The sequence below is a fragment of the Pseudomonas sp. 15C genome (assembly GCF_055484735.1).
On sequence record NZ_JBUDGD010000017.1, the window covers coordinates 1 to 18,339 of the forward strand.

21 protein-coding genes are annotated in these 18,339 nt (G+C 59.3%); 9 read left to right on the top strand and 12 right to left on the bottom strand.

Features of this window, described 5'->3' with window-relative positions:
- Positions 1–2,803, bottom strand: a 2,803-nt coding sequence (ydiJ, locus tag ACYYKW_RS11430; protein ID WP_464990152.1) for a D-2-hydroxyglutarate dehydrogenase YdiJ, incomplete at its 3' end; no start/stop codon positions are given.
- A 158-nt stretch (positions 2,804–2,961) separates the two neighbouring features.
- On the opposite strand from ydiJ, the gene ACYYKW_RS11435 reads away from it, so the two are divergent.
- Positions 2,962–3,846 (top strand): LysR substrate-binding domain-containing protein, encoded by an 885-nt coding sequence (locus ACYYKW_RS11435; RefSeq protein WP_093100793.1) that lies wholly within the window; start codon positions 2,962–2,964, stop codon positions 3,844–3,846.
- Positions 3,847–3,968: 122 nt separating this feature from the next.
- Here ACYYKW_RS11435 and ACYYKW_RS11440 read toward each other — a convergent pair whose 3' ends face one another.
- Both ACYYKW_RS11440 and ACYYKW_RS11445 read right to left on the bottom strand, forming a co-directional pair.
- Positions 3,969–5,243: a glucarate dehydratase family protein gene (locus ACYYKW_RS11440; RefSeq protein ID WP_464990153.1), complete on the bottom strand. Its 1,275-nt coding sequence runs from the start codon at positions 5,241–5,243 to the stop codon at positions 3,969–3,971.
- 30 nt (positions 5,244–5,273) lie between these two features.
- On the bottom strand, positions 5,274–6,641 hold the full coding sequence (locus tag ACYYKW_RS11445) for an MFS transporter (RefSeq protein ID WP_464990154.1): 1,368 nt from the start codon (positions 6,639–6,641) through the stop codon (positions 5,274–5,276).
- A 120-nt stretch (positions 6,642–6,761) separates the two neighbouring features.
- On the opposite strand from ACYYKW_RS11445, the gene ACYYKW_RS11450 reads away from it, so the two are divergent.
- Positions 6,762–7,661 (top strand): LysR family transcriptional regulator, encoded by a 900-nt coding sequence (locus ACYYKW_RS11450; protein WP_090284172.1) that lies wholly within the window; start codon positions 6,762–6,764, stop codon positions 7,659–7,661.
- 102 nt (positions 7,662–7,763) lie between these two features.
- Here the strand turns inward: ACYYKW_RS11450 and ACYYKW_RS11455 are convergent, their stop codons facing one another.
- Entirely contained in the window at positions 7,764–8,408 is a 645-nt protein-coding gene (locus ACYYKW_RS11455; protein ID WP_090284174.1) for a DUF6338 family protein, read from the bottom strand.
- Positions 8,409–8,515: 107 nt separating this feature from the next.
- Positions 8,516–8,851: a hypothetical protein gene (locus ACYYKW_RS11460; RefSeq protein WP_090284175.1), complete on the bottom strand. Its 336-nt coding sequence runs from the start codon at positions 8,849–8,851 to the stop codon at positions 8,516–8,518.
- A gap of 183 nt (positions 8,852–9,034) precedes the next feature.
- On the opposite strand from ACYYKW_RS11460, the gene ACYYKW_RS11465 reads away from it, so the two are divergent.
- Positions 9,035–9,274, top strand: coding sequence for a hypothetical protein (locus tag ACYYKW_RS11465; protein ID WP_093100776.1), 240 nt, complete (start codon positions 9,035–9,037; stop codon positions 9,272–9,274).
- Positions 9,275–9,341: 67 nt separating this feature from the next.
- Here ACYYKW_RS11465 and ACYYKW_RS11470 read toward each other — a convergent pair whose 3' ends face one another.
- A complete protein-coding gene (locus ACYYKW_RS11470) occupies positions 9,342–9,539 on the bottom strand; it encodes a DUF2188 domain-containing protein (RefSeq protein ID WP_464990155.1) in 198 nt (65 codons plus the stop codon).
- Positions 9,540–9,762: 223 nt separating this feature from the next.
- On the opposite strand from ACYYKW_RS11470, the gene ACYYKW_RS11475 reads away from it, so the two are divergent.
- On the top strand, positions 9,763–10,125 hold the full coding sequence (locus ACYYKW_RS11475) for an NUDIX hydrolase (protein WP_090284179.1): 363 nt from the start codon (positions 9,763–9,765) through the stop codon (positions 10,123–10,125).
- A gap of 3 nt (positions 10,126–10,128) precedes the next feature.
- Here ACYYKW_RS11475 and ACYYKW_RS11480 read toward each other — a convergent pair whose 3' ends face one another.
- Complete coding sequence (locus tag ACYYKW_RS11480) at positions 10,129–10,371, bottom strand: DUF1652 domain-containing protein (protein ID WP_336355509.1); 243 nt, start codon at positions 10,369–10,371, stop codon at positions 10,129–10,131.
- Between the two features lie 97 nt (positions 10,372–10,468).
- On the bottom strand, positions 10,469–11,368 hold the full coding sequence (locus ACYYKW_RS11485; RefSeq protein WP_464990156.1) for a polysaccharide deacetylase family protein: 900 nt from the start codon (positions 11,366–11,368) through the stop codon (positions 10,469–10,471).
- A gap of 219 nt (positions 11,369–11,587) precedes the next feature.
- Between ACYYKW_RS11485 and ACYYKW_RS11490 the strand changes: the two genes are divergently transcribed.
- Positions 11,588–12,268: an SOS response-associated peptidase family protein gene (locus ACYYKW_RS11490; protein WP_464990157.1), complete on the top strand. Its 681-nt coding sequence runs from the start codon at positions 11,588–11,590 to the stop codon at positions 12,266–12,268.
- A gap of 248 nt (positions 12,269–12,516) precedes the next feature.
- Positions 12,517–12,789 carry a hypothetical protein gene (locus tag ACYYKW_RS11495; protein ID WP_090284184.1) on the top strand — a complete coding sequence of 91 codons (273 nt, stop codon included), beginning with the start codon at positions 12,517–12,519 and terminating at the stop codon, positions 12,787–12,789.
- A gap of 46 nt (positions 12,790–12,835) precedes the next feature.
- Here ACYYKW_RS11495 and ACYYKW_RS11500 read toward each other — a convergent pair whose 3' ends face one another.
- Positions 12,836–12,976 (bottom strand): hypothetical protein, encoded by a 141-nt coding sequence (locus tag ACYYKW_RS11500; RefSeq protein WP_157720839.1) that lies wholly within the window; start codon positions 12,974–12,976, stop codon positions 12,836–12,838.
- A 147-nt stretch (positions 12,977–13,123) separates the two neighbouring features.
- On the opposite strand from ACYYKW_RS11500, the gene ACYYKW_RS11505 reads away from it, so the two are divergent.
- On the top strand, positions 13,124–13,507 hold the full coding sequence (locus ACYYKW_RS11505) for a DUF2784 domain-containing protein (protein WP_336355507.1): 384 nt from the start codon (positions 13,124–13,126) through the stop codon (positions 13,505–13,507).
- Here ACYYKW_RS11505 and ACYYKW_RS11510 read toward each other — a convergent pair.
- A complete protein-coding gene (locus ACYYKW_RS11510; RefSeq protein ID WP_093100761.1) occupies positions 13,498–13,944 on the bottom strand; it encodes an Rrf2 family transcriptional regulator in 447 nt (148 codons plus the stop codon). The two genes, ACYYKW_RS11505 and ACYYKW_RS11510, sit on opposite strands and share 10 nt — an antisense overlap.
- A 129-nt stretch (positions 13,945–14,073) precedes the next feature.
- On the opposite strand from ACYYKW_RS11510, the gene ACYYKW_RS11515 reads away from it, so the two are divergent.
- A complete protein-coding gene (locus tag ACYYKW_RS11515; RefSeq protein ID WP_464990203.1) occupies positions 14,074–14,961 on the top strand; it encodes an NAD(P)/FAD-dependent oxidoreductase in 888 nt (295 codons plus the stop codon).
- A gap of 13 nt (positions 14,962–14,974) precedes the next feature.
- Here the strand turns inward: ACYYKW_RS11515 and ACYYKW_RS11520 are convergent, their stop codons facing one another.
- Positions 14,975–15,502, bottom strand: coding sequence for a DUF3087 domain-containing protein (locus ACYYKW_RS11520; RefSeq protein ID WP_093100756.1), 528 nt, complete (start codon positions 15,500–15,502; stop codon positions 14,975–14,977).
- Positions 15,503–15,725: 223 nt separating this feature from the next.
- Between ACYYKW_RS11520 and ppnN the strand changes: the two genes are divergently transcribed.
- On the top strand, positions 15,726–17,099 hold the full coding sequence (gene ppnN, locus ACYYKW_RS11525) for a nucleotide 5'-monophosphate nucleosidase PpnN (RefSeq protein ID WP_464990158.1): 1,374 nt from the start codon (positions 15,726–15,728) through the stop codon (positions 17,097–17,099).
- Between the two features lie 94 nt (positions 17,100–17,193).
- On the opposite strand, the gene ACYYKW_RS11530 is transcribed toward ppnN, so the two are convergent.
- Positions 17,194–18,165 carry a terpene synthase family protein gene (locus ACYYKW_RS11530; protein ID WP_464990159.1) on the bottom strand — a complete coding sequence of 324 codons (972 nt, stop codon included), beginning with the start codon at positions 18,163–18,165 and terminating at the stop codon, positions 17,194–17,196.
- Positions 18,166–18,339: the final 174 nt, after the last annotated feature.

Here is an 18,339-nt window from a genome sequence, read left to right on the forward strand (position 1 = left end):
CCTGGGTTGTCAGTTTCAATCCGGCACGCTCGAACACCTGCTCCCATTGGCGGGTCGCAGCGGGCGCATTGGTTTTCTCGGTGCAATGGGCGAGCAGACGGAATTTTGCTTCGCTGTGCGGCGGCACCTGCTCGGGCATCACCTTGAGCAACCACTCCTGTACCAGCTGAACTTCCGGGCAATCCTGCAGGCCGGGAACCTTGAGATATTCCTGGCGATACACCAGCGTCATGGCCGGGTCGAGGCCCAGCAACGGCACGCCGAGATCCGCCAATTCACGCAACTGCCGCGCATTGCGCAGCGCCGCACGGTTGAACGCCGAAAGGAAGCCCTGCACATGCAACGGTTTGCCGTTGGCGCTGAACGGCGCCAGGTAAACCTGATAGCCCAGGCGCGAAATCATTTCGACCAGATCCGCCAGCAGCGGCGCTTCGAAATAGCGGGTGAACGCGTCCTGCACGATCACCACGCTGCGTTCACGCTGCGCCGGTGTCAGCGCCGACAGCGTCGCAACGGTTGCCGGCTGCACCAGCCAGCGGCGCATCGCGGCGTGAAAATCGAAACGGCTGAGCAACGGCACATCGACCATGCCACCGACTCGCTCGAGCACTCTGCGCACCCACGTCGCACCCATCAAGCCGTTGTACAGCGCCGGAATTCGCGCCATGTACGGAATGCTGTACTCCAGCGAAGCGATCAGATAATCCCGCGCCGGACGCAGATACCGTGTGTGGTACAGCTCAAGAAAACGCGAACGAAAATCCGGCACGTTGACCTTGACCGGGCATTGCCCCGCGCAGGATTTACACGCCAGACAACCGGCCATGGCGTCATAGACCTCATGGGAAAAATCCGCCGACCGGGCCCGCGTGTTGCGCCAGCGCTGCCATAACGTCGCAAAAAACGCCGGTCGGCGAATCGCCCCGGACAACACGTCGACACCCGCCTCACCCTGCAACCGCAGCCACTCGCGGATCAACGAGGCGCGGCCCTTGGGCGATTGTGCGCGCTCGCGGGTGGCTTTCCACGACGGGCACATGGCGTCATCGGGATCGAAGTTGTAGCAGGCGCCGTTGCCGTTGCAATGCATCGCCGCGCCGTAGTCCTGCCAGACCTTCTCATCGATCTGTCGATCAAGTTCGCCGCGCAGGGTCACTTCATCGATTTTCAGCAATGCCGCATCGGTGTTGGCCGGCGTGGCGATCTTGCCGGGGTTGAACTGATTGAACGGGTCGAACGCGGCCTTCAGCGCTTGCAGCGCCGGGTACAACTCGCCGAAAAACGCCGGCGCGTATTCCGAGCGCAGGCCTTTGCCGTGCTCGCCCCAGAGCAGCCCGCCGTAACGTTGAGTCAGCGCGGCGACGCCATCGGACACCGGGCGCACCAGTGCCGCTTGCTGCGGGTCTTTCATGTCGAGAATCGGCCGCACGTGCAGCACGCCGGCATCGACGTGGCCGAACATGCCGTACTGCAAGCCGTGGCTGTCAAGCAGATCGCGCAGCTCGGCGATGTACTCGGCCAAGTGCTGCGGCGGTACCGCGGTGTCCTCAACAAACGGTTGCGGCCGCGCTTCGCCGGCGACGTTGCCGAGCAGGCCGACCGCGCGCTTGCGCATGCCGTAGACCTTGTTCACCGCCGCGTGACCGACTGCCAGAGTATGGCCCAAGCGTTCAACGGTTTGATCACTGCTCAAATGCTCGACAAACGCAGCGACGCGAGCTTGCAATTCATCCGGATCGTCACCGCAGAATTCGACCAGATTGATACCCAGAGTCGGCCGCTCGGCGCTGGCGGGGAAATACTCGGCGACGCCGTGCCAGACAATGTCCTGCATCGCCAGCAGCAACACTTTCGAATCCACGGTTTCGATCGACAGCGGCTTGAGCGCCATCAACGCGCGCGCATCGCGCAGCGCGTCCATGAAACCGGCGTAGCGGATGTTCACCAGCATCGTGTGCCTGGGAATCGGCAGCACATTCAGCCGCGCCTCGACGACAAACCCTAGCGAACCTTCAGCGCCGCACAAAACGCTGTTCAGATTGAAGCGGTTATCTGCTTCACGCAGATGCGCGAGGTCGTAACCGGTCAGGCAGCGGTTGAGATCGGGGAAACGCTGTTTGATCAGGTCGCCCTGCTCATCGATGATCTGCCGCGCGCAGCGATAGACTTCACCGACCCGATCATCACGCACGCACTGCGCTTGCAGCTCGCTTTCGTCCAGCGCCTGAGCGTGCAAACGCTCGCCGCCACGCAAAATCATGTCGAGTTCCAGCACATGGTCGCGGGTCTTGCCGTAGGTGCAACTGCCCTGGCCGCTGGCATCGGTGTTGATCATGCCGCCGACGGTGGCGCGGTTGGACGTCGACAGTTCCGGGGCGAAAAACAGCCCGGCGGATTTCAGTGCGGCATTGAGCTGGTCCTTGACCACCCCGGCCTGCACCCGCACCCAGCGCTGCTCGACGTTGATCTCAAGAATGCGGTTCATGTGCCGCGACAGGTCGACGACGATGCCGTCGGTCAGCGACTGGCCGTTGGTGCCGGTGCCGCCGCCGCGTGGCGTGATCACCACTTGCTGATGTGCCGGCTTGGCGATCAGCCTCGCCACCCGAGCGACGTCGTCGGCATCCATCGGGAACACCGCCGCTTGGGGCAGACGCTGATAGATCGAGTTATCGGTGGCCAACACCACGCGGCTGGCGTAATCGGCGCTGATCTCACCGCGAAAGCCGCTGGCCTTGAGGGCGTTGAGGAACGCCTGATAATCGGCAGTGAGGGTGCTTGCGGGCGACAGCTGGGCAATCATCGGTCAGGGTATCTCGGTCAAAATCGGGCCGTGTGGCGGCGAACAGTTGTACGCAACGAATGATTGCGTCAGGCTCCGCCATCTCAGGGTGCCCATGTTCATTGCTGAACGACTCAGGGACAACCGTAAATTCGACCCGCTATTGATGACTTTTGCGAATGAATCCGCGCACGCTCACGCCGTCCATGTCGTTATTGCTGGCTTTCGAGGCCGCCGCCCGTCATGAAAGTTACACCCGCGCCGCCCACGAACTGTCGCTGACGCAAAGTGCGGTCAGCCGTCAGGTGCAGATTCTGGAAAAAATGCTCGGCATGCGCCTGTTCACTCGCGAAGGCCGGCAAGTGGTGCTGACCGACGTCGGGCGCCTGTATCAACGCGAACTGGCCGAAGCGCTCGGGCAGATACGCAGCGCGACGCTGCAGGCGATGGCATTCGGGTCGGGCATTCATAGCCTGCGTCTGGCGACGCTGCCGACCTTCGGCTCGAAATGGTTGCTGCCGCGCCTCAAGGATTTCTACACCGCACATCCCGGCATGACCGTGCATCTGCATTCACGCATCGAAGCGATCGATTTTGATACCAGCGAAATCGACGCGGCGATCTGCGTCGGTGGCGGCGACTGGCCGGGGCTGACCGCCCTGCCCTTGCACACCGAAGAACTGGTGGTGATCGCCAGCGCGCAATTGTCCGCCGTCGAGCGCGACGACGCCGAACGGCACATCGCCGGGCAACTGCTGCTCAACGTCAGCAGCAACGCTCAGGCATGGACGGAATGGTTCAGCCAGCGCGGCTTGCCCCATCGCAGCATGCGCATCGGGCCGAGCTTTGAAATGACCTCGCACCTGATCCAAGCGGTACGAGCCAATATTGGTGTGGGGCTGGTGCCGCGGATTCTGGTCGAGGATGAATTGGTCAATGGCGAGCTGCTGCAACTGGGCGAGCCGATCACCAGTCGGCGCAGCTACTATCTGGTGTATCCGCCGCGTAATGAAAAGTTGCCGTCGCTGACGGCGTTTCGGGACTGGCTGATAAAAACGCTTTGACCGACAGGCCGCCATCGCGGGCAAGCCCGCTCCCACAGTATTCGGTATCGCTCACCAATCTTGCGTCTCATAACATACCTGTGGGAGCGGGCTTGCCCGCGATGGCGGCAGCATTGACTGCCTCAAAACCGCGGCTTGACCGCCCTCCAATCCGGTTTATACCGCTGCATCTGCCGCACATCGTCGCGCTGGCGAATCCCGCACGTCAGGTATTGATCATGCAGCTTGCCCAACTGCTCATGATCCAGCTCGAGCCCGAGCCCCGGCGCGCGGCTGATCTTCACGCAACCATCGACAATCGGCAGCTTGCCGCCCTTGATCACCTCCTCGTCCGGCTCCTGCCACGGGTAATGAGTGTCGCAGGCGTAATCCAGATTCGGCACGGCCGCCGCGACATGCGCCATGGCCATCAGGCTGATGCCCAGGTGCGAGTTGGAGTGCATCGACACCCCGAGGCCGAACACCTCGCACATTTTCGCCAGGGTCTGGGTGTCACGCAGGCCGCCCCAATAGTGGTGGTCGGCGAGCACGATCTGCACGCTGTTCTGCGCGACGCTGCGGCGAAACTCGTCGAAATCGGTGACCACCATATTGGTCGCCAGCGGCAGGCCAGTGCGTTTGTGCAGTTGCGCCATACCGTCGAGACCCGGCGTCGGGTCTTCGTAATATTGCAGATCATCACCGAGCAATTCAGCCATGCGAATCGAGGTTTGCAGTGACCAGTTGCCATTTGGATCGATGCGCAGCGGATAGCCGGGGAAGGCCTTTTTCAGCGCCTTGATGCAGGCCACTTCGTGCTCCGGCGGCAGCGTACCGGCCTTGAGCTTGATGCTCTTGAAACCGTACGCCTCGATCATCCGCGCCGCCTGCGCGACGATTTGTTGTTCGCTGAGCGCTTCGCCCCAGTCATCCGGTTTGTAAGGCGAATCGACGTGCTGCGCGTATTTGAAAAACAGGTAAGCGCTGAAAGGCACTTCTTCGCGGATTGCGCCGCCGAGCAAGTCCACCAGCGGTACGTTCAGGTAGTGCGCCTGAAGATCGAGAAACGCCACTTCGAATGCCGAGTACGCGTTGCTCACCGCTTTGCTGGCGTGGGAACCCGGCGCCAGCTCGGCTCCGGCCAGACTGACAGGCTTATGCGCCGCCACCGTCGCTTGCACGATCGCACGTAACTGGTTGAGGTTGAACGGGTCGAGGCCGATCAGTTGCGCCTGCACTTGTTGCTGGATCGCCAGCGCCGGGGCGTCGCCATAACTTTCGCCCAGGCCGATGTAGCCGTTGTCGCTTTCGATCTCGATGATCGAGCGCAGGGCATAAGGTTCGTGGATGCCACTGGCGTTGAGCAGCGGCGGATCACGAAAGGCAATCGGAGTAACCGTGACACGGGTGATTTTCAAGATGATGCTCCTGACAGATCAACAATCGATTCAGTGGCTCGCGGCCGGGCTGGCCGTCGCGACGACGGCGGTTTCGTCAGCGGGCTTTGCCGGGGTTTTGTCTTTGGCGCCCGGCGCCGTACGGGCGAAGAAAATCACCACCGCAGCGATCAGCGAAGTCGCCGCCAGGCCATACAGTCCGCCCTCGATCGAGCCGGTGGTTTGCTCGAGAATGCCGAACGCCGTCGGCGCAACGAAGCCGCCGAGATTGCCGATGGAATTGATCAACGCGATCACCGCCGCCGCGATGCGCGCATCGAGATAGCTCTGCGGGATCGGCCAGAACAGCGCCGAGGCGGCTTTGAAGCCAATCGCCGCAAAGCAGATGGCAACGAAGGCGAAGACCGGGCCGCCGATGGTCGACATGAACATGCCGATGGCGGCGATCACCAGGGTCAGAGCGACCCACGCCTGCTGGAATTTCCATTTGCCGGCCATCGCAGCAAAACCGTACATGGCGACAATCGAAATGATCCACGGAATTGAATTGAGCAGACCGACCTGGAAGTCGCCGAGATTGCCCATTTTCTTGATCATGCTCGGCAGCCAGAACGTCGCGCCGTAAATGGTCAGGGCGATGGAAAAGTAGATGAAGCAGAACAGCGCGATCTGCCGATCCGCCAGCAACTTGAACATTGACGGCTTGCTCACCTGCACCGCTTCGCGGGCACGCTGCTCTTCGGCAATCGCTGCGACCAGCGCTTCACGCTCGTCTTCGCTCAGCCACTTGGCCTGACGCGGATGCGATTGCAGCCAGAACCAGACGAACGCGCACAGCACCACCGACGCGGCGCCCTCGATCAGAAACATCCACTGCCAGCCGTGCAAGCCCAGGCCACTGATGTGCAGCAACGCACCGGACACCGGGCCGGAGATCACCGAGGCAATCGCCGAGCCGCTGAGAAATACCGCCATGGTCTTGCCACGTTCGGAGGCTGGCAGCCATTGCGTGAAGTAATAAATGATCCCCGGAAAGAACCCCGCCTCGGCCGCGCCGAGAATGAAGCGCAGCACATAGAAGCTGGTTTCACCGCGCACGAACGCCATGGCCATGGCGGCCGCGCCCCAGGTGAACATGATCCGCGTCAGCCATACCCGTGCGCCGTATCGCTGCAGCAGCATGTTGGAAGGTACTTCGAACAATGCGTAGCCGATGAAGAACAGCCCGGCACCCAGGCCATAGACCGCAGCCCCGATACCCAGATCGGTTTCCAGATGACTGCGAACAAAGCCGATGTTGACCCGATCGATGTAGTTGACGATGAACATCACCACGAACAGCGGCAGCACGTGGCGCTTTACCTTGGCGGCGGCGCGGGCGAGCACCGTGACGTCCGCTGGACTCTGCAGGGTTTTCAAGGGGCGACTCCCGATCTTGTTGTTTTTAGGAATGGCGTGAAGCGATGGATCGATCATGGACGCCGCGTATTGATCCCGTCTAATCTAACTTGGCATTCGATTGATACCCGGATTAGATCAATGTTCGAACTGACCCAACTACGCTGCTTCACCACTGTCGCTACCGAACTGAATTTTCGCCGCGCCGCCGAACGGCTGAACATGACCCAACCGCCGCTGAGCCGGCAGATCCAATTGCTTGAACATCACCTCGGCGTCGAGTTGTTTACCCGCAGTACCCGCAGCGTTGCGCTGACTGCCGCCGGGCGCGCATTTTTCATCGAAGCGCAGAATTTGCTCGAGCGCGCCCAGCAGGCAGCAATTACCGCACGGCGTTTTGCCGAGGGTGATATTGGTTCGGTAAACATCAGTTTCGTCGGCAGCGCGGTGTATGAGTTTTTGCCCAAGGTGATCGCCGAGGCACGGCTGAAACAGCCGCAGGTGAAAATCGATCTGAGCGAGATGAACACCTATCAGCAACACGAAGCCCTGCGCGCGCGGCGCATCGACCTGGGCATCGCCCGCGCGCCGCTGCTGGAGCCGGGCTACGCCACCGAATGCCTGGTCCGCGAGCCGTTTGTGCTGGCCGTGCCGAGTGCGCATCCGTTGGCAACCGCCGCCGAAGTGCTGGTGAGCGATCTGGACCAACAACCGTTTCTGATGTACTCCCACGCCGCCTATCCACCGTTCAACGAACTGCTGACCGGCATGCTGCGCTCGGCGCGGGTCGCACCGGACTATGTGCAGTGGCTGGGTTCATCGCTGACGATTCTGGCGTTGGTCAACGCCGGCATGGGCCTGGCGCTGGTACCGCGTTGCGCGACCAGCGTGGTGTTCAAGAACGTTGTGTTTCGCGATATTGATCTGGGCGAAGGGGTCCAGAGCGAACTGCACCTGATCTGGCGGGAGAACAATGACAACCCGGCGTTTGCGATGCTGCTGGAAGCGATTCGCCGGGCTGTGGTGCAAGGTTGGGGATAGTGATCTATCTTGCCGGCCGGCGCTTGAGCGGAGGCGGCGCGCTCGGCCCCTTGATCAATGGCACCTCCAGCATTTTTCCATCCGGCCCGACGAAGAGGCGCTCTAAATGTTTTGGCATGGGTTGTGGTGCTCTGGCAGTCGGCATGCGGATCCCTCTGATGTAGGGCTGAATTCAACCCATTTGACGTTCGCGGAATCTATCAACAAAAACTCAGCACCATAAGAGGCCGGTTGGCCATCATCGTTGAGCCAGCGAGGGTATTGCATCACGAAGTGACCGCTGACTGATTCTCTTGGCCACTCCACCGGCCAGCCCAGGACGCGCCTTTCATCGTTCAAGTGCAAGGTAATGAAACGCTCATATTGCGCAAAGGCGCAGAACCACTCGCTAGGGTAAGAAGATTGTTTCGTGACGTTTCTCTTGCGTAACCACGCGTGCAATTTATCGCCGGTGGCCAGATAACAGGCGAGAAGTCCGAGCATCAGCGAAAAAGCGCTTGCCCACGCTGTTTCTGCCCTCGCGTCCCATTGCCCAATGGACAAACCTTTTGAGCCAATCCACAAACACAACGACCTGACAGCCAACACCGCTCCCTGAACCACAAACGTAAAGATCAACGCCTGCACAATCTGCCCAAATGTATCAGGCCGCTTGAACGCCGTGAGCGAATAGAAAATCCACGCTGACAAAAAGCCCGGAATCAGATACTGCAGCAACGGTATGACTTCTTTGACCAGATCATCCATGATCCGAGGCTCCCTTCGAGGTCTTGCCGACCGACATTCGAAAGCCTAGCGCACGCTGGCAAACCGTTCGCGTACAACTGTCACCGGGCGTTTCACGCCGTCGATGGCTACAGGCAATCACGCACCGATTGGCGCAAAGCTCCGGACTTGGCCCATGGCGGCCCCTGGTACAACGAGACGCGGCTGCCGTCCTTGTATTTGACGATGTCGAGGATCTCGTCCGCGGTGATGACGCTCGGCGCAGTGATGCGGTAGCCGTTGGAAATCGAGGTTTGCGAGGTCTTCGCCACATCCCGCTGCCACAACGGTAATACACACGCGGCATAGTCTTTGGGGGCCTTGTCGCTGGTCTTGCTGACATTCGGTTCACCCGGCACGAGTGACCTCGGCAACGAGCAACCCGCCAACAGGGCCAACGCCAACCCCCCGATCCATATCCGCATGGTGTTTTCCTGATCTGAAAAAAAGCGAATGTAACGCGTAACCGGGTGTACATCCATCGTGGCACGCCGCCCGTGGCGCAATCTGCACAACTTTTCACAAGCTGCACAGACAGACGAACGTGCTTTGCCCATCGGCGAATAATGCGACTACTCTTTTCTACCGAGAATGTTCTGGAGATGATCATGCGGCTCAATGAATATGAACACGAACTTCAGCGCGACCTGCAAAGCGTCGCATCGGACTTGAGATGGTCGGCCGTCGACTTGAAACGTATCGCCGACCAACTGCGCAAATCCGGCAACGAAGCGGACGCGCAAGCGGTAATGAGGTCTTGTGAGGTACTGCAAAGCGACGAGGAGCGTTTGCAACTCTATGCCAAAGAGGTGAAAGCGCGTGCCATCAGCCGGATCAAGGTGCACTGAGGGCACCCTGCCCTGACCACTCAATAAAAAGCCCCGGCAAACATGTCGGGGCTGTTTTTATTTTCAATCAATGGGTCGTGTGACTTTTCGCCCACGTCGAGCGTTTTTTGTAGCCAGGCAGTGCTGCAGCGTAAGCCAGCGCCTCCTCTTTGCTAGCAAACGATGCCAGCCGGTCACCCTGGGTGCAGACCCGCCAAGGGCCATTGTTCACGCTAAGCACGTCATAGCCGTTCATGTGCATCTTGTTCAACATCGGCATGCTCATGGACACCTCCATAGTTGCTTACGGTCAGTTCCAGCTTCACCGGTCTACCTTACACCCTGACTCGCTGAATTTGCCGACCGGATGTCGCAAGGTCCGGCCCGCAGAAATCTTGCACTTTTCGCCTCCACGCCCGCTCAAATCTTATTGAAACCTTTATTCGAGGTCGCGGCTCAAATATTGCAGTTTGATGACAATTACGTGACAAGCCGTAAACAGGTAACAGATGAAAGTACGTGCAACCGTTATATGCGAACAGGATCGCCACATCCTCCTGGTCCGCAAACCGCGCAGCCACTGGACATTGCCCGGTGGCAAGGTCGAGCCCGGGGAAACCCGCGCGCAGGCGGCCGTGCGTGAATTGCAGGAAGAAACCGGGCTGAATGCCGACGATGTGTTGTATCTGATGGAAATGCAGAGCGGCAGCACCCGCCATCACGTTTACGAAGCGTCCGTGGCAGACCTGGAGCAAGTGCGGCCGCAGAACGAAATCATCGATTGCATCTGGCATCCACTCGATGCGGTGCGCCATTTGAATACCAATGAAGCGACGCTGCGCATTGTTGAAGCGTTTCAACGGCGTTTATAAGGCTCAACCGGCAAACGCGCGGCGCCCGGCGCTCATCTCCGTGCGCAGTTCACCGATGAAATTTGATACGTCGCGGATCGTCACGAGATGTTCCGGCGATACGCCAGTAAGCAGCAGCACGACCTGGCCGTTTCCCGGCCGATAGACCTTGATCTGCAACAGCCCATGCGATGCGGGTGTGCATTCGCATTCAAACCCGGGAAAGCCTGATTCAACGATGCGGCAGATGTCGTCAAGAGCAAGCATGGTGGCACGCCTCGCAGGCGATGGGGCCGTTCAATCGGTAGAGCATAGATCAGCATGTTGCTCTGCGTTGTCGCGCATTTGTCTACTGGCTCACAAATCAATGCGAGTCATGGTCCCAGATCCAGTTCCACATTCCCGGCAGACTCACCGGCTCAGAACTTTTTTCAACGGTGCGCGCCAGCGCCGCTTTTTGCAGCGCTTCGTGATCATCATAAAAAGGCTTGCGGTCCAGCTTCACGCCCGTAGCGGCGGCGCTGTCGAGCAGAATCTGCAGATATTCGCGGGTATGCCGCGCGGTGTAGCGATTGAGGTCATGAAAGGTCACCACCACAGGTATCACTCCGTCCACCGTCGGCAACGCCCCCGCCGCTATGCGTTCACGCACTTCGGATAACTGCCGCAGCAGATTGGCGCGTCGGCGTGGGCTGGCATTGAAGCCCCAGATCTTGCCATCGTTGGCGCTGAGATCCGTCAGCAACACCCGCAAACCGTGCTGCTGATACACCGCGAAGGTGCGTTTGTCGAAATTCCAGAATGGCGGACGCAGCAACTTCGGCGGCGCCCCGGTGATGGCAGCGATATCGGCCGTGCCGTTACTTAGCGACGCTTCCAGTTGTTGTGGGTCGAGTGAACGATGGTTGGTGTGCCAATGGGTCGCCGTGTGAAATCCGAGGATGTGCCCCTCGTCGTGTTCTCTTCGCATGAGGCTGCGGCCGATCTCGCTGTTGCCCGCTCGCGGCGCCCGGGTCTGCACGAAGAACACCGCTTTGATATTCGCTTGCAGCGGATTGTCCTTGAGGCCGTCGAGGACCATCGCCGTCGGGTTCCACAAGCTCGAAGCACTGGGGCCGTCGTCAAAGGTCAGTAGAAACCGCACCGGCGCCTGGCCCCGCAGCCGCGTTTCGGTTTGCGTGGTCATTTCTATCGGCGCGGCGATACAACCGGCCAGACCGAGCACCATGAGCGCAGCAGTAAAAAGCTTGAATCCGGATGTCATGTTTGCCTTGAGCGCGACCGCTGCCTTCATGTTGTCGTTTGGCAACTTCCCTCGCCCTTTCCATCCGTGCATCGCCCTTCGCGAGCGGAGGTTGGATAGGGTACACAGGCTTTGGTTCCGGCGCTCATTACCTCGGTTGTTTAATGAGCGATTCGACGCGGTGACCTCCACTCGGGACGTCAGCGACTAAGCTGAAATCTTCAACCGGAGATTCAGCCCATGTGCGGAAGACTCTCGCAATACCGCGGCATTCACGATTTCGTCGCCGCACTGAGCATTCCCGACGCCTTGATCAATCACGTCGGCGATGCAGCGCTGGCTCGCTTCAACGCGGCGCCGACCACCGCGTTGGCAGTGCTTCATCAACACGGCCCACATCTTCAAGCCGACAATCTGCGCTGGGGCTGGCGGCCGCATTGGGCCAGGGATCGCCCCGCGCCAATCAATGCGCGCGTGGAAAAAGTCGCCCATGGTGCGTTTTTCCGCGCGATCTGGCGCCATCGCTTGATTGTCCCGGTCGACAACTGGTTCGAATGGGTCGATACGGGGGAAAAGACCCGACAGCCGTGGCTGATTCGTCGTGCAGACCAGAGCCCGGTTTTCTGTGCCGCCATCGGACAATTTCCCACAGCCGAAAGCGCGGTTCGAGACGACGATGGTTTTGTGATCATTACTGCCGAAGCGGTGGGCGGCTTACTGGACGTTCACGATCGTCGGCCGGTGGTTTTGTGCCCGAAACTGGCACGCGAGTGGCTCGATCCGGCGACCTCCATTGAGCGCGCCGAGCAGATGTTGCTGTTCGAAGGTGAAGGCAGCGAGTCGTTCGAGTGGCACAAAGTCGCAAGAGCCGTCGGAAACGTCCGTAACCAGAATGCTGAATTGATTCATCCGGTTGAATGAGGGGCCAACGCCCTTTGAGCGAACCATTGAATCGGCGTCGTTACAACGGCTGTTTCACCCGTGAAACACCGCGAATGTAACCGATACGCAAATAGACCAACCGCTTGTCAGACAACCCGACCATCGTACATACATTTCGCTGCACTACAGCTAGCATGCGCGCCGCATTTCCATTTGGTATACCAGTTGACCAAAGAGTCAACAAACCAGGATCCCAACAACATCTACAAGCCTTGCAGAGAACTAAGTTGCGCGACGATTTTGCAATCAAACAGGTCGGTGGCCTGGAGTGTATTCATCTGTCCACGACAGAGCGCTTTGAACTCGACTGTTTTATCGGCCACTACATCAAGACCCGAAACCTGAGTGCCGTTCCCGACATCGAACGCACCCTGCGCAGTACCCTCGAAAACTATCCCGGCCATGCGCCAGTGATGGTCAACGAGCTGAATGCCTGGATCGACAGGACACTGGGCTATCGGGCCTCACACCCGGACTTCACCCAGCTGGACGATCTTTGAGCCTGTAAAAAAGCCCCGCACTTGCGGGGCTCTTCGTATCGACTGCTTAGAACTTGCGGTCAGGTTCGGAAAGCTCCTGGCTATCGTCATGCTTCCAGGTTTTTTCCTTGCGCTTCTCGCGTTCTATTTCTTCTTCACTCGGTTCATCCGTTTCCATATCGTTTTCAGGCTGCTTTTGCTCATTCACCCTGCGCACCTCCTGCCATCGTCAACAGTCTTTCTTCAAGCGTAGATCAGGTTTCAGCCAAGGGCTCCTTGCGTGGCGTCCGCCCTGAGCTTTAATCCCCGCGCCGGCGTAACATGGCGACATTCACGATCACGTCAGGGAGACGACATGCTGTACCGAATCGCAGCCGACGGGCTGGTGCTGTTTCATCTTTTGTTCATTCTGTTCGTGCTGTTTGGCGGGCTGCTGGTGCTCAAATGGCCACGGTTGCTGTGGCTGCATTTGCCAGCCGCCGCCTGGGGCGTGGCGGTCGAATTGCTGCACCTGACCTGCCCGCTGACCTACTGGGAAAACCTCATGCGCCACGCCGCCGGGCAGACCGAGTACGCCGGTGGCTTCATTGAGCATTACATCTGGCCGATCATCTACCCAGCCGGGCTGACCCCGCAGATTCAACTGGCGCTTGGCAGCGTGGTACTGGCGGTCAACTTGTTGGTATACGGGCGCTTGATCCGCTCGTGGCGTTTGCGCCGCGCCGCCGCTCAGCCCTGATCGACCTCGCACACGGTCTTGAAGCGCGCATCGAAATCCGCCGCCAGATCCGCCAACGTGATACTGCCCAGTCGAGACAGCAACAGCGCCTGCGCCTCATCGAAGCTGCGGGTCAGCGCCGCATTCACGGCCTGCTCGACCAGGCACTGCGGGTGATCCGTCGACAAACCGATGGAAAAAATCGACTGTGTGCCCAATGCCTGGTGAATATCCAGCAACGTTATCTGCTTCAGCGGTTTGGCCAGCGCCCAACCGCCCTGATGGCCCTTCTCCGACGTCACGAAACCCTGCTCCTTGAGCAAACCCATGGTGCGCCGCACTACTACGGGATTGGTGCCAAGCATCCCGGCGATGGTTTCCGAAGTGGCGCGTTTTTCATGACGATCCATATGAATCAACACATGCAGCATGCGCGACAGGCGCGTGTCGTTTCTCACTTGAGCATTTCCAGACTGAACAAAGAATGCTCCGAGTATCGCTTGCAAGGTCTTAAGTTACGAGACTATTGACAGTCTTTTTTCACGTAACTTACGCTGTACGCTGAAAACCTCACAGCGGAGATCTGAATCATGTACGACGTCATCATTGTCGGGGGCAGCTATGCGGGGCTGTCCGCCGGCCTGCAATTGGCCCGGGCCCGGCGCAATGTGCTAGTGCTCGATTCAGGCCTGCGGCGCAATCGCTTCGCCGACACTTCCCACGGCTTTCTCGGACAGGACGGACGCGCGCCGGGCGACATTGCTGCCGAGGCGCGAGCGCAATTGATGGCCTACCCTACCGTGCAATGGCTGGCAGATACGGCGGTAGAGGCGATGCAATTTGACGCTGGATTTGATTTGCGCACCCTTGCCGGCAAACGGCTCAGCGCCAGGCGCCTGATCCTCGCGTCGGGCGTGATCGACGAATTGCCGGGCATCGAGGGACTCAAACCGCGCTGGGGCCGAAGCGTTTTTCATTGCCCTTACTGTCACGGCTATGAACTGAATCAGGGCGCAATCGGCGTACTGGCGACTTCGCCCTTGTCGATTCATCACGCCCTGATGCTGCCTGACTGGGGCCCGACGACATTCTTCATCAATGATGTTTTCGAACCAGATGCCGAGCAACGGGGGCAATTGGCTGCACGCGGTGTGAGGCTGGAAACCCGGCGCGTCAGGCGCATCGATGGCGCGCGTGCGGACGTAGTCCTCAGCGATGGCGAGATCATCGCGCTAGCCGGCCTGTTTGCCATGCCGCGAACAAGCATGGCGAGCCCGCTGGCTGAACAGTTGGGTTGTGCATTCGAAGAAGGGCCTATGGGGCCGTTTATTCAGACCGACGCGACCCAGCAGACCAGAGTGCCCGGCGTCTTCGCGTGCGGTGATGCAGCATTGGCTGCCGGCTCCGTCGCGTTGGCGGTCGGCGATGGCGCCCGCGCCGGAGCAGGCACCCACCGCTCGCTGATTTTCGGCTGAATACGCTGACGCCTTAGCGCGGCGTCTGCTTCAACGCGTCCAGCCATGTCGGATCCAGGCGCGTCTGCTCGGTATCGAGCCCTTGCGCCTGCATGCGCTGTTTATGTTCTTCGACTTCCCGCCACAGCTGCCCCTGATCGCTGGAGTTGCCGTCCAGCTCGTGCATCTGCATCAGCCCCAGATGATAGAACCGCAGCACTTTCAACGCGGTCGGATCGTTTTGCGCGACGGCGGCGGTGAGGTGATGCATCACGTTGGTGATACTCATCAGGCTGCGCTTGAGCCGCCAGCTGTACACCGCCGGCGCCATCCAGCTCTGATGCCAGAAGCGCCCGCGCAGCAATGCGCCGGTCAGTAAAAAGGCCAGGAACACCCCGCCGACATTGAAGCGCAGGTTGTCGCCGTCAGGCTCGCCGAACAGCGCCACGGCCACGCTGGAAAACAGCATCGCCAATACCAGAAACAGCACGGCGATGATGATCGTGCTGCGCCGGGTCTGCTGGCGGAAAGTGGCGGCGTCCATCGGCTGAATCTCGAACATCACAAATGACTTCCTTGAGCGACAAGAGGGGTAACGGAAAAAACCAGCCGGCGCATTATCGCCTCTGGTGCGGATTTAGCTATGCTGGGGCTCCTTTTGATCTTTTCAGCGTCCAACGGGACATGGCGGTATAGCGCAGATCGTGCCATCTTCATTCATGGATACACATTATTCGGATGCCGTTCGCCTGAGCAGGGAATGACATCGTTTTAAGGATCATTGCATGACCCAACGACACGTAATCAACGCCTCGGTCAGCCCGAAAGGCAGCCTCGAAACCCTTTCTCAACGTGAAGTGCAACAACTGAGCGAAGCCGGCTCCGGCAGCACCTACACCCTCTTCCGCCAGTGCGCCCTGGCCATCCTCAACACCGGCGCCCACGTCGATAACGCCAAGACCATTCTCGAGGCCTACAAGGATTTCGAAATCCGCATTCACCAACAGGATCGCGGCGTGCGCCTGGAGCTGCTGAACGCGCCGGCCGACGCGTTCGTCGACGGCGAAATGATCGCCAGCACCCGTGAGATGCTGTTCAGCGCCCTGCGCGACATCGTCTACACCGAAAACGAACTGGACAGCCAGCGCATCGACCTGAGCAATTCGCAAGGCATCAGCGACTACGTGTTCCACCTGCTGCGCAACGCGCGCACCTTGCGTCCGGGTGTCGAACCGAAGATTGTCGTGTGCTGGGGCGGTCATTCGATCAATACCGAAGAATACAAATACACCAAGAAGGTCGGCCATGAGCTGGGCCTGCGCAGTCTCGACATCTGCACCGGTTGCGGTCCGGGCGTGATGAAAGGCCCGATGAAAGGCGCAACCATTGCCCACGCCAAACAGCGCATTCATGGCGGTCGCTACCTCGGCCTGACCGAGCCGGGCATCATCGCCGCCGAAGCGCCAAACCCGATCGTTAACGAACTGGTGATCCTGCCGGACATCGAAAAACGTCTGGAAGCGTTCGTGCGGGTCGGCCACGGCATCATCATCTTCCCGGGCGGCGCCGGTACGGCAGAAGAATTTCTCTACCTGCTCGGCATCCTGATGCACCCGGACAACAAGGGCCTGCCCTTCCCGGTGATCCTCACCGGCCCGAAAAATGCCGCGCCGTATCTCGAACAGCTCGATGCGTTCGTCACTGCAACTCTCGGCGAAGCGGCCCGTCAGCATTACGACATCATCATCGATGACCCGGCCGAAGTGGCGCGGCAAATGACGCAAGGCTTGAAAGCCGTGAAGCAGTTCCGCCGCGAACGCAACGACGCTTTCCATTTCAACTGGCTATTGAAGATCGACGAAGGCTTCCAGCGCCCGTTCGATCCGACCCACGAAAACATGGCCAATCTGAAATTGCATCTTGACCAGCCCGCGCATGAACTGGCGGCGAATCTGCGTCGCGCGTTCTCGGGGATCGTCGCCGGCAACGTCAAGGACAAGGGCATTCGCCTGATCGAAGAACACGGGCCGTACCAGATCCGCGGTGACGCGGCGATCATGCAACCGCTCGATGCGCTGCTCAAAGCCTTCGTCGCCCAGCACCGGATGAAATTGCCGGGTGGCGCGGCGTATGTGCCGTGCTACCGCGTGGTGGCGTAGTTCCGCCAGCCACATCCAAAGCATGTCCGCTCTGCCAACTCTCAAGGGCAGAGCGAACTCGTCAGCGTCCCTCAGCCGCTTTGCAAAGATCCGTTCACTCCTGCTGGAAGCGCACCTCGCGATAACGCGGGACAGCCATATGCCAGGCGGCATTACCACGCCATAGCCATTCAAAGGCTTCGGCGCACCTGACTGCCTGTTCAATAACCTCGGCTTCACAACCCAGCCTACGCAACTCGACCGGCAATCGGGCTTGCGCTCTGAAGAACTGCCGAACCCATTTTTCTATTTGCCGAGCAAGCCGTGCGGCTGCCTGGTCCGGACTTGAACCGTCCTGGCGGCGCCAATGGGTGATCAGGTTGTAAATATCTTGATCGGGGTTTTTCATGATCTGGAACGAAAGCAAATCGTTCACTGCCTTGAGCAAGTTCAAGGTCAGCCGCCGTAGCGTCTGCCAGGTCATGGAGTAATACACCGTCGACGGAAGATTTACTCGCATTGCAAAGTAGGTAAATTCAATACATACCTGAAACCCGCCGGCGCTGCGCCAGTTGTATTTGTAATCATCCCGGCCGGGCTGACTCCGTTGCAGTCGATGAACCGCTGCACGCATACAGGGGTAAATATACGTTTGATACTGATCGAGTGTCCGCCGCCGCCACTGATCAGGCATGAAAGCTCCAGCTCGGCCAATGACGCCCGTCAAACCACCGGCGAGCCCACTGCCGGAAGTCACGGATCCCGCGCAAGCCATCTCATGCACCCCACGCAACACCTCCTCCAAGGCCTCCGGGTCGTCGCTTAACGTCTCGTCCGCCAGATCGTCCTGACAACTGAACCATGCCGTGAGAAGGGCAAGGATGCGAAGATCGTTACGACTCGAATTGGGCCACATGTAGGCCGCATAGAGGCCGGCCATATACATATCCCGCTGGCAGGCCTCGTAACGGGTGTCCTCCAGACCAAGACTCTTGAGCCATTTACGAGCGTGCCGCTCGGCATCCTCCCTATAAGGACTCATTTTCGCATTCAACGATTGCATAATCGGCGGTAATGAATAGTTCATGAGGATACCCAAACAAATGAACGACTTATGGAGCGACAGCGCAAGAACAATGCCCAGGCGACGGCCCGGCAAAATAAACCATCGATAAGCCTAGAAGAATATTGAATATATGAACTAGAAAATCATTTCGCATCATGCAACACAACTCACCTGTCATAGAACGCAATCAAGGAA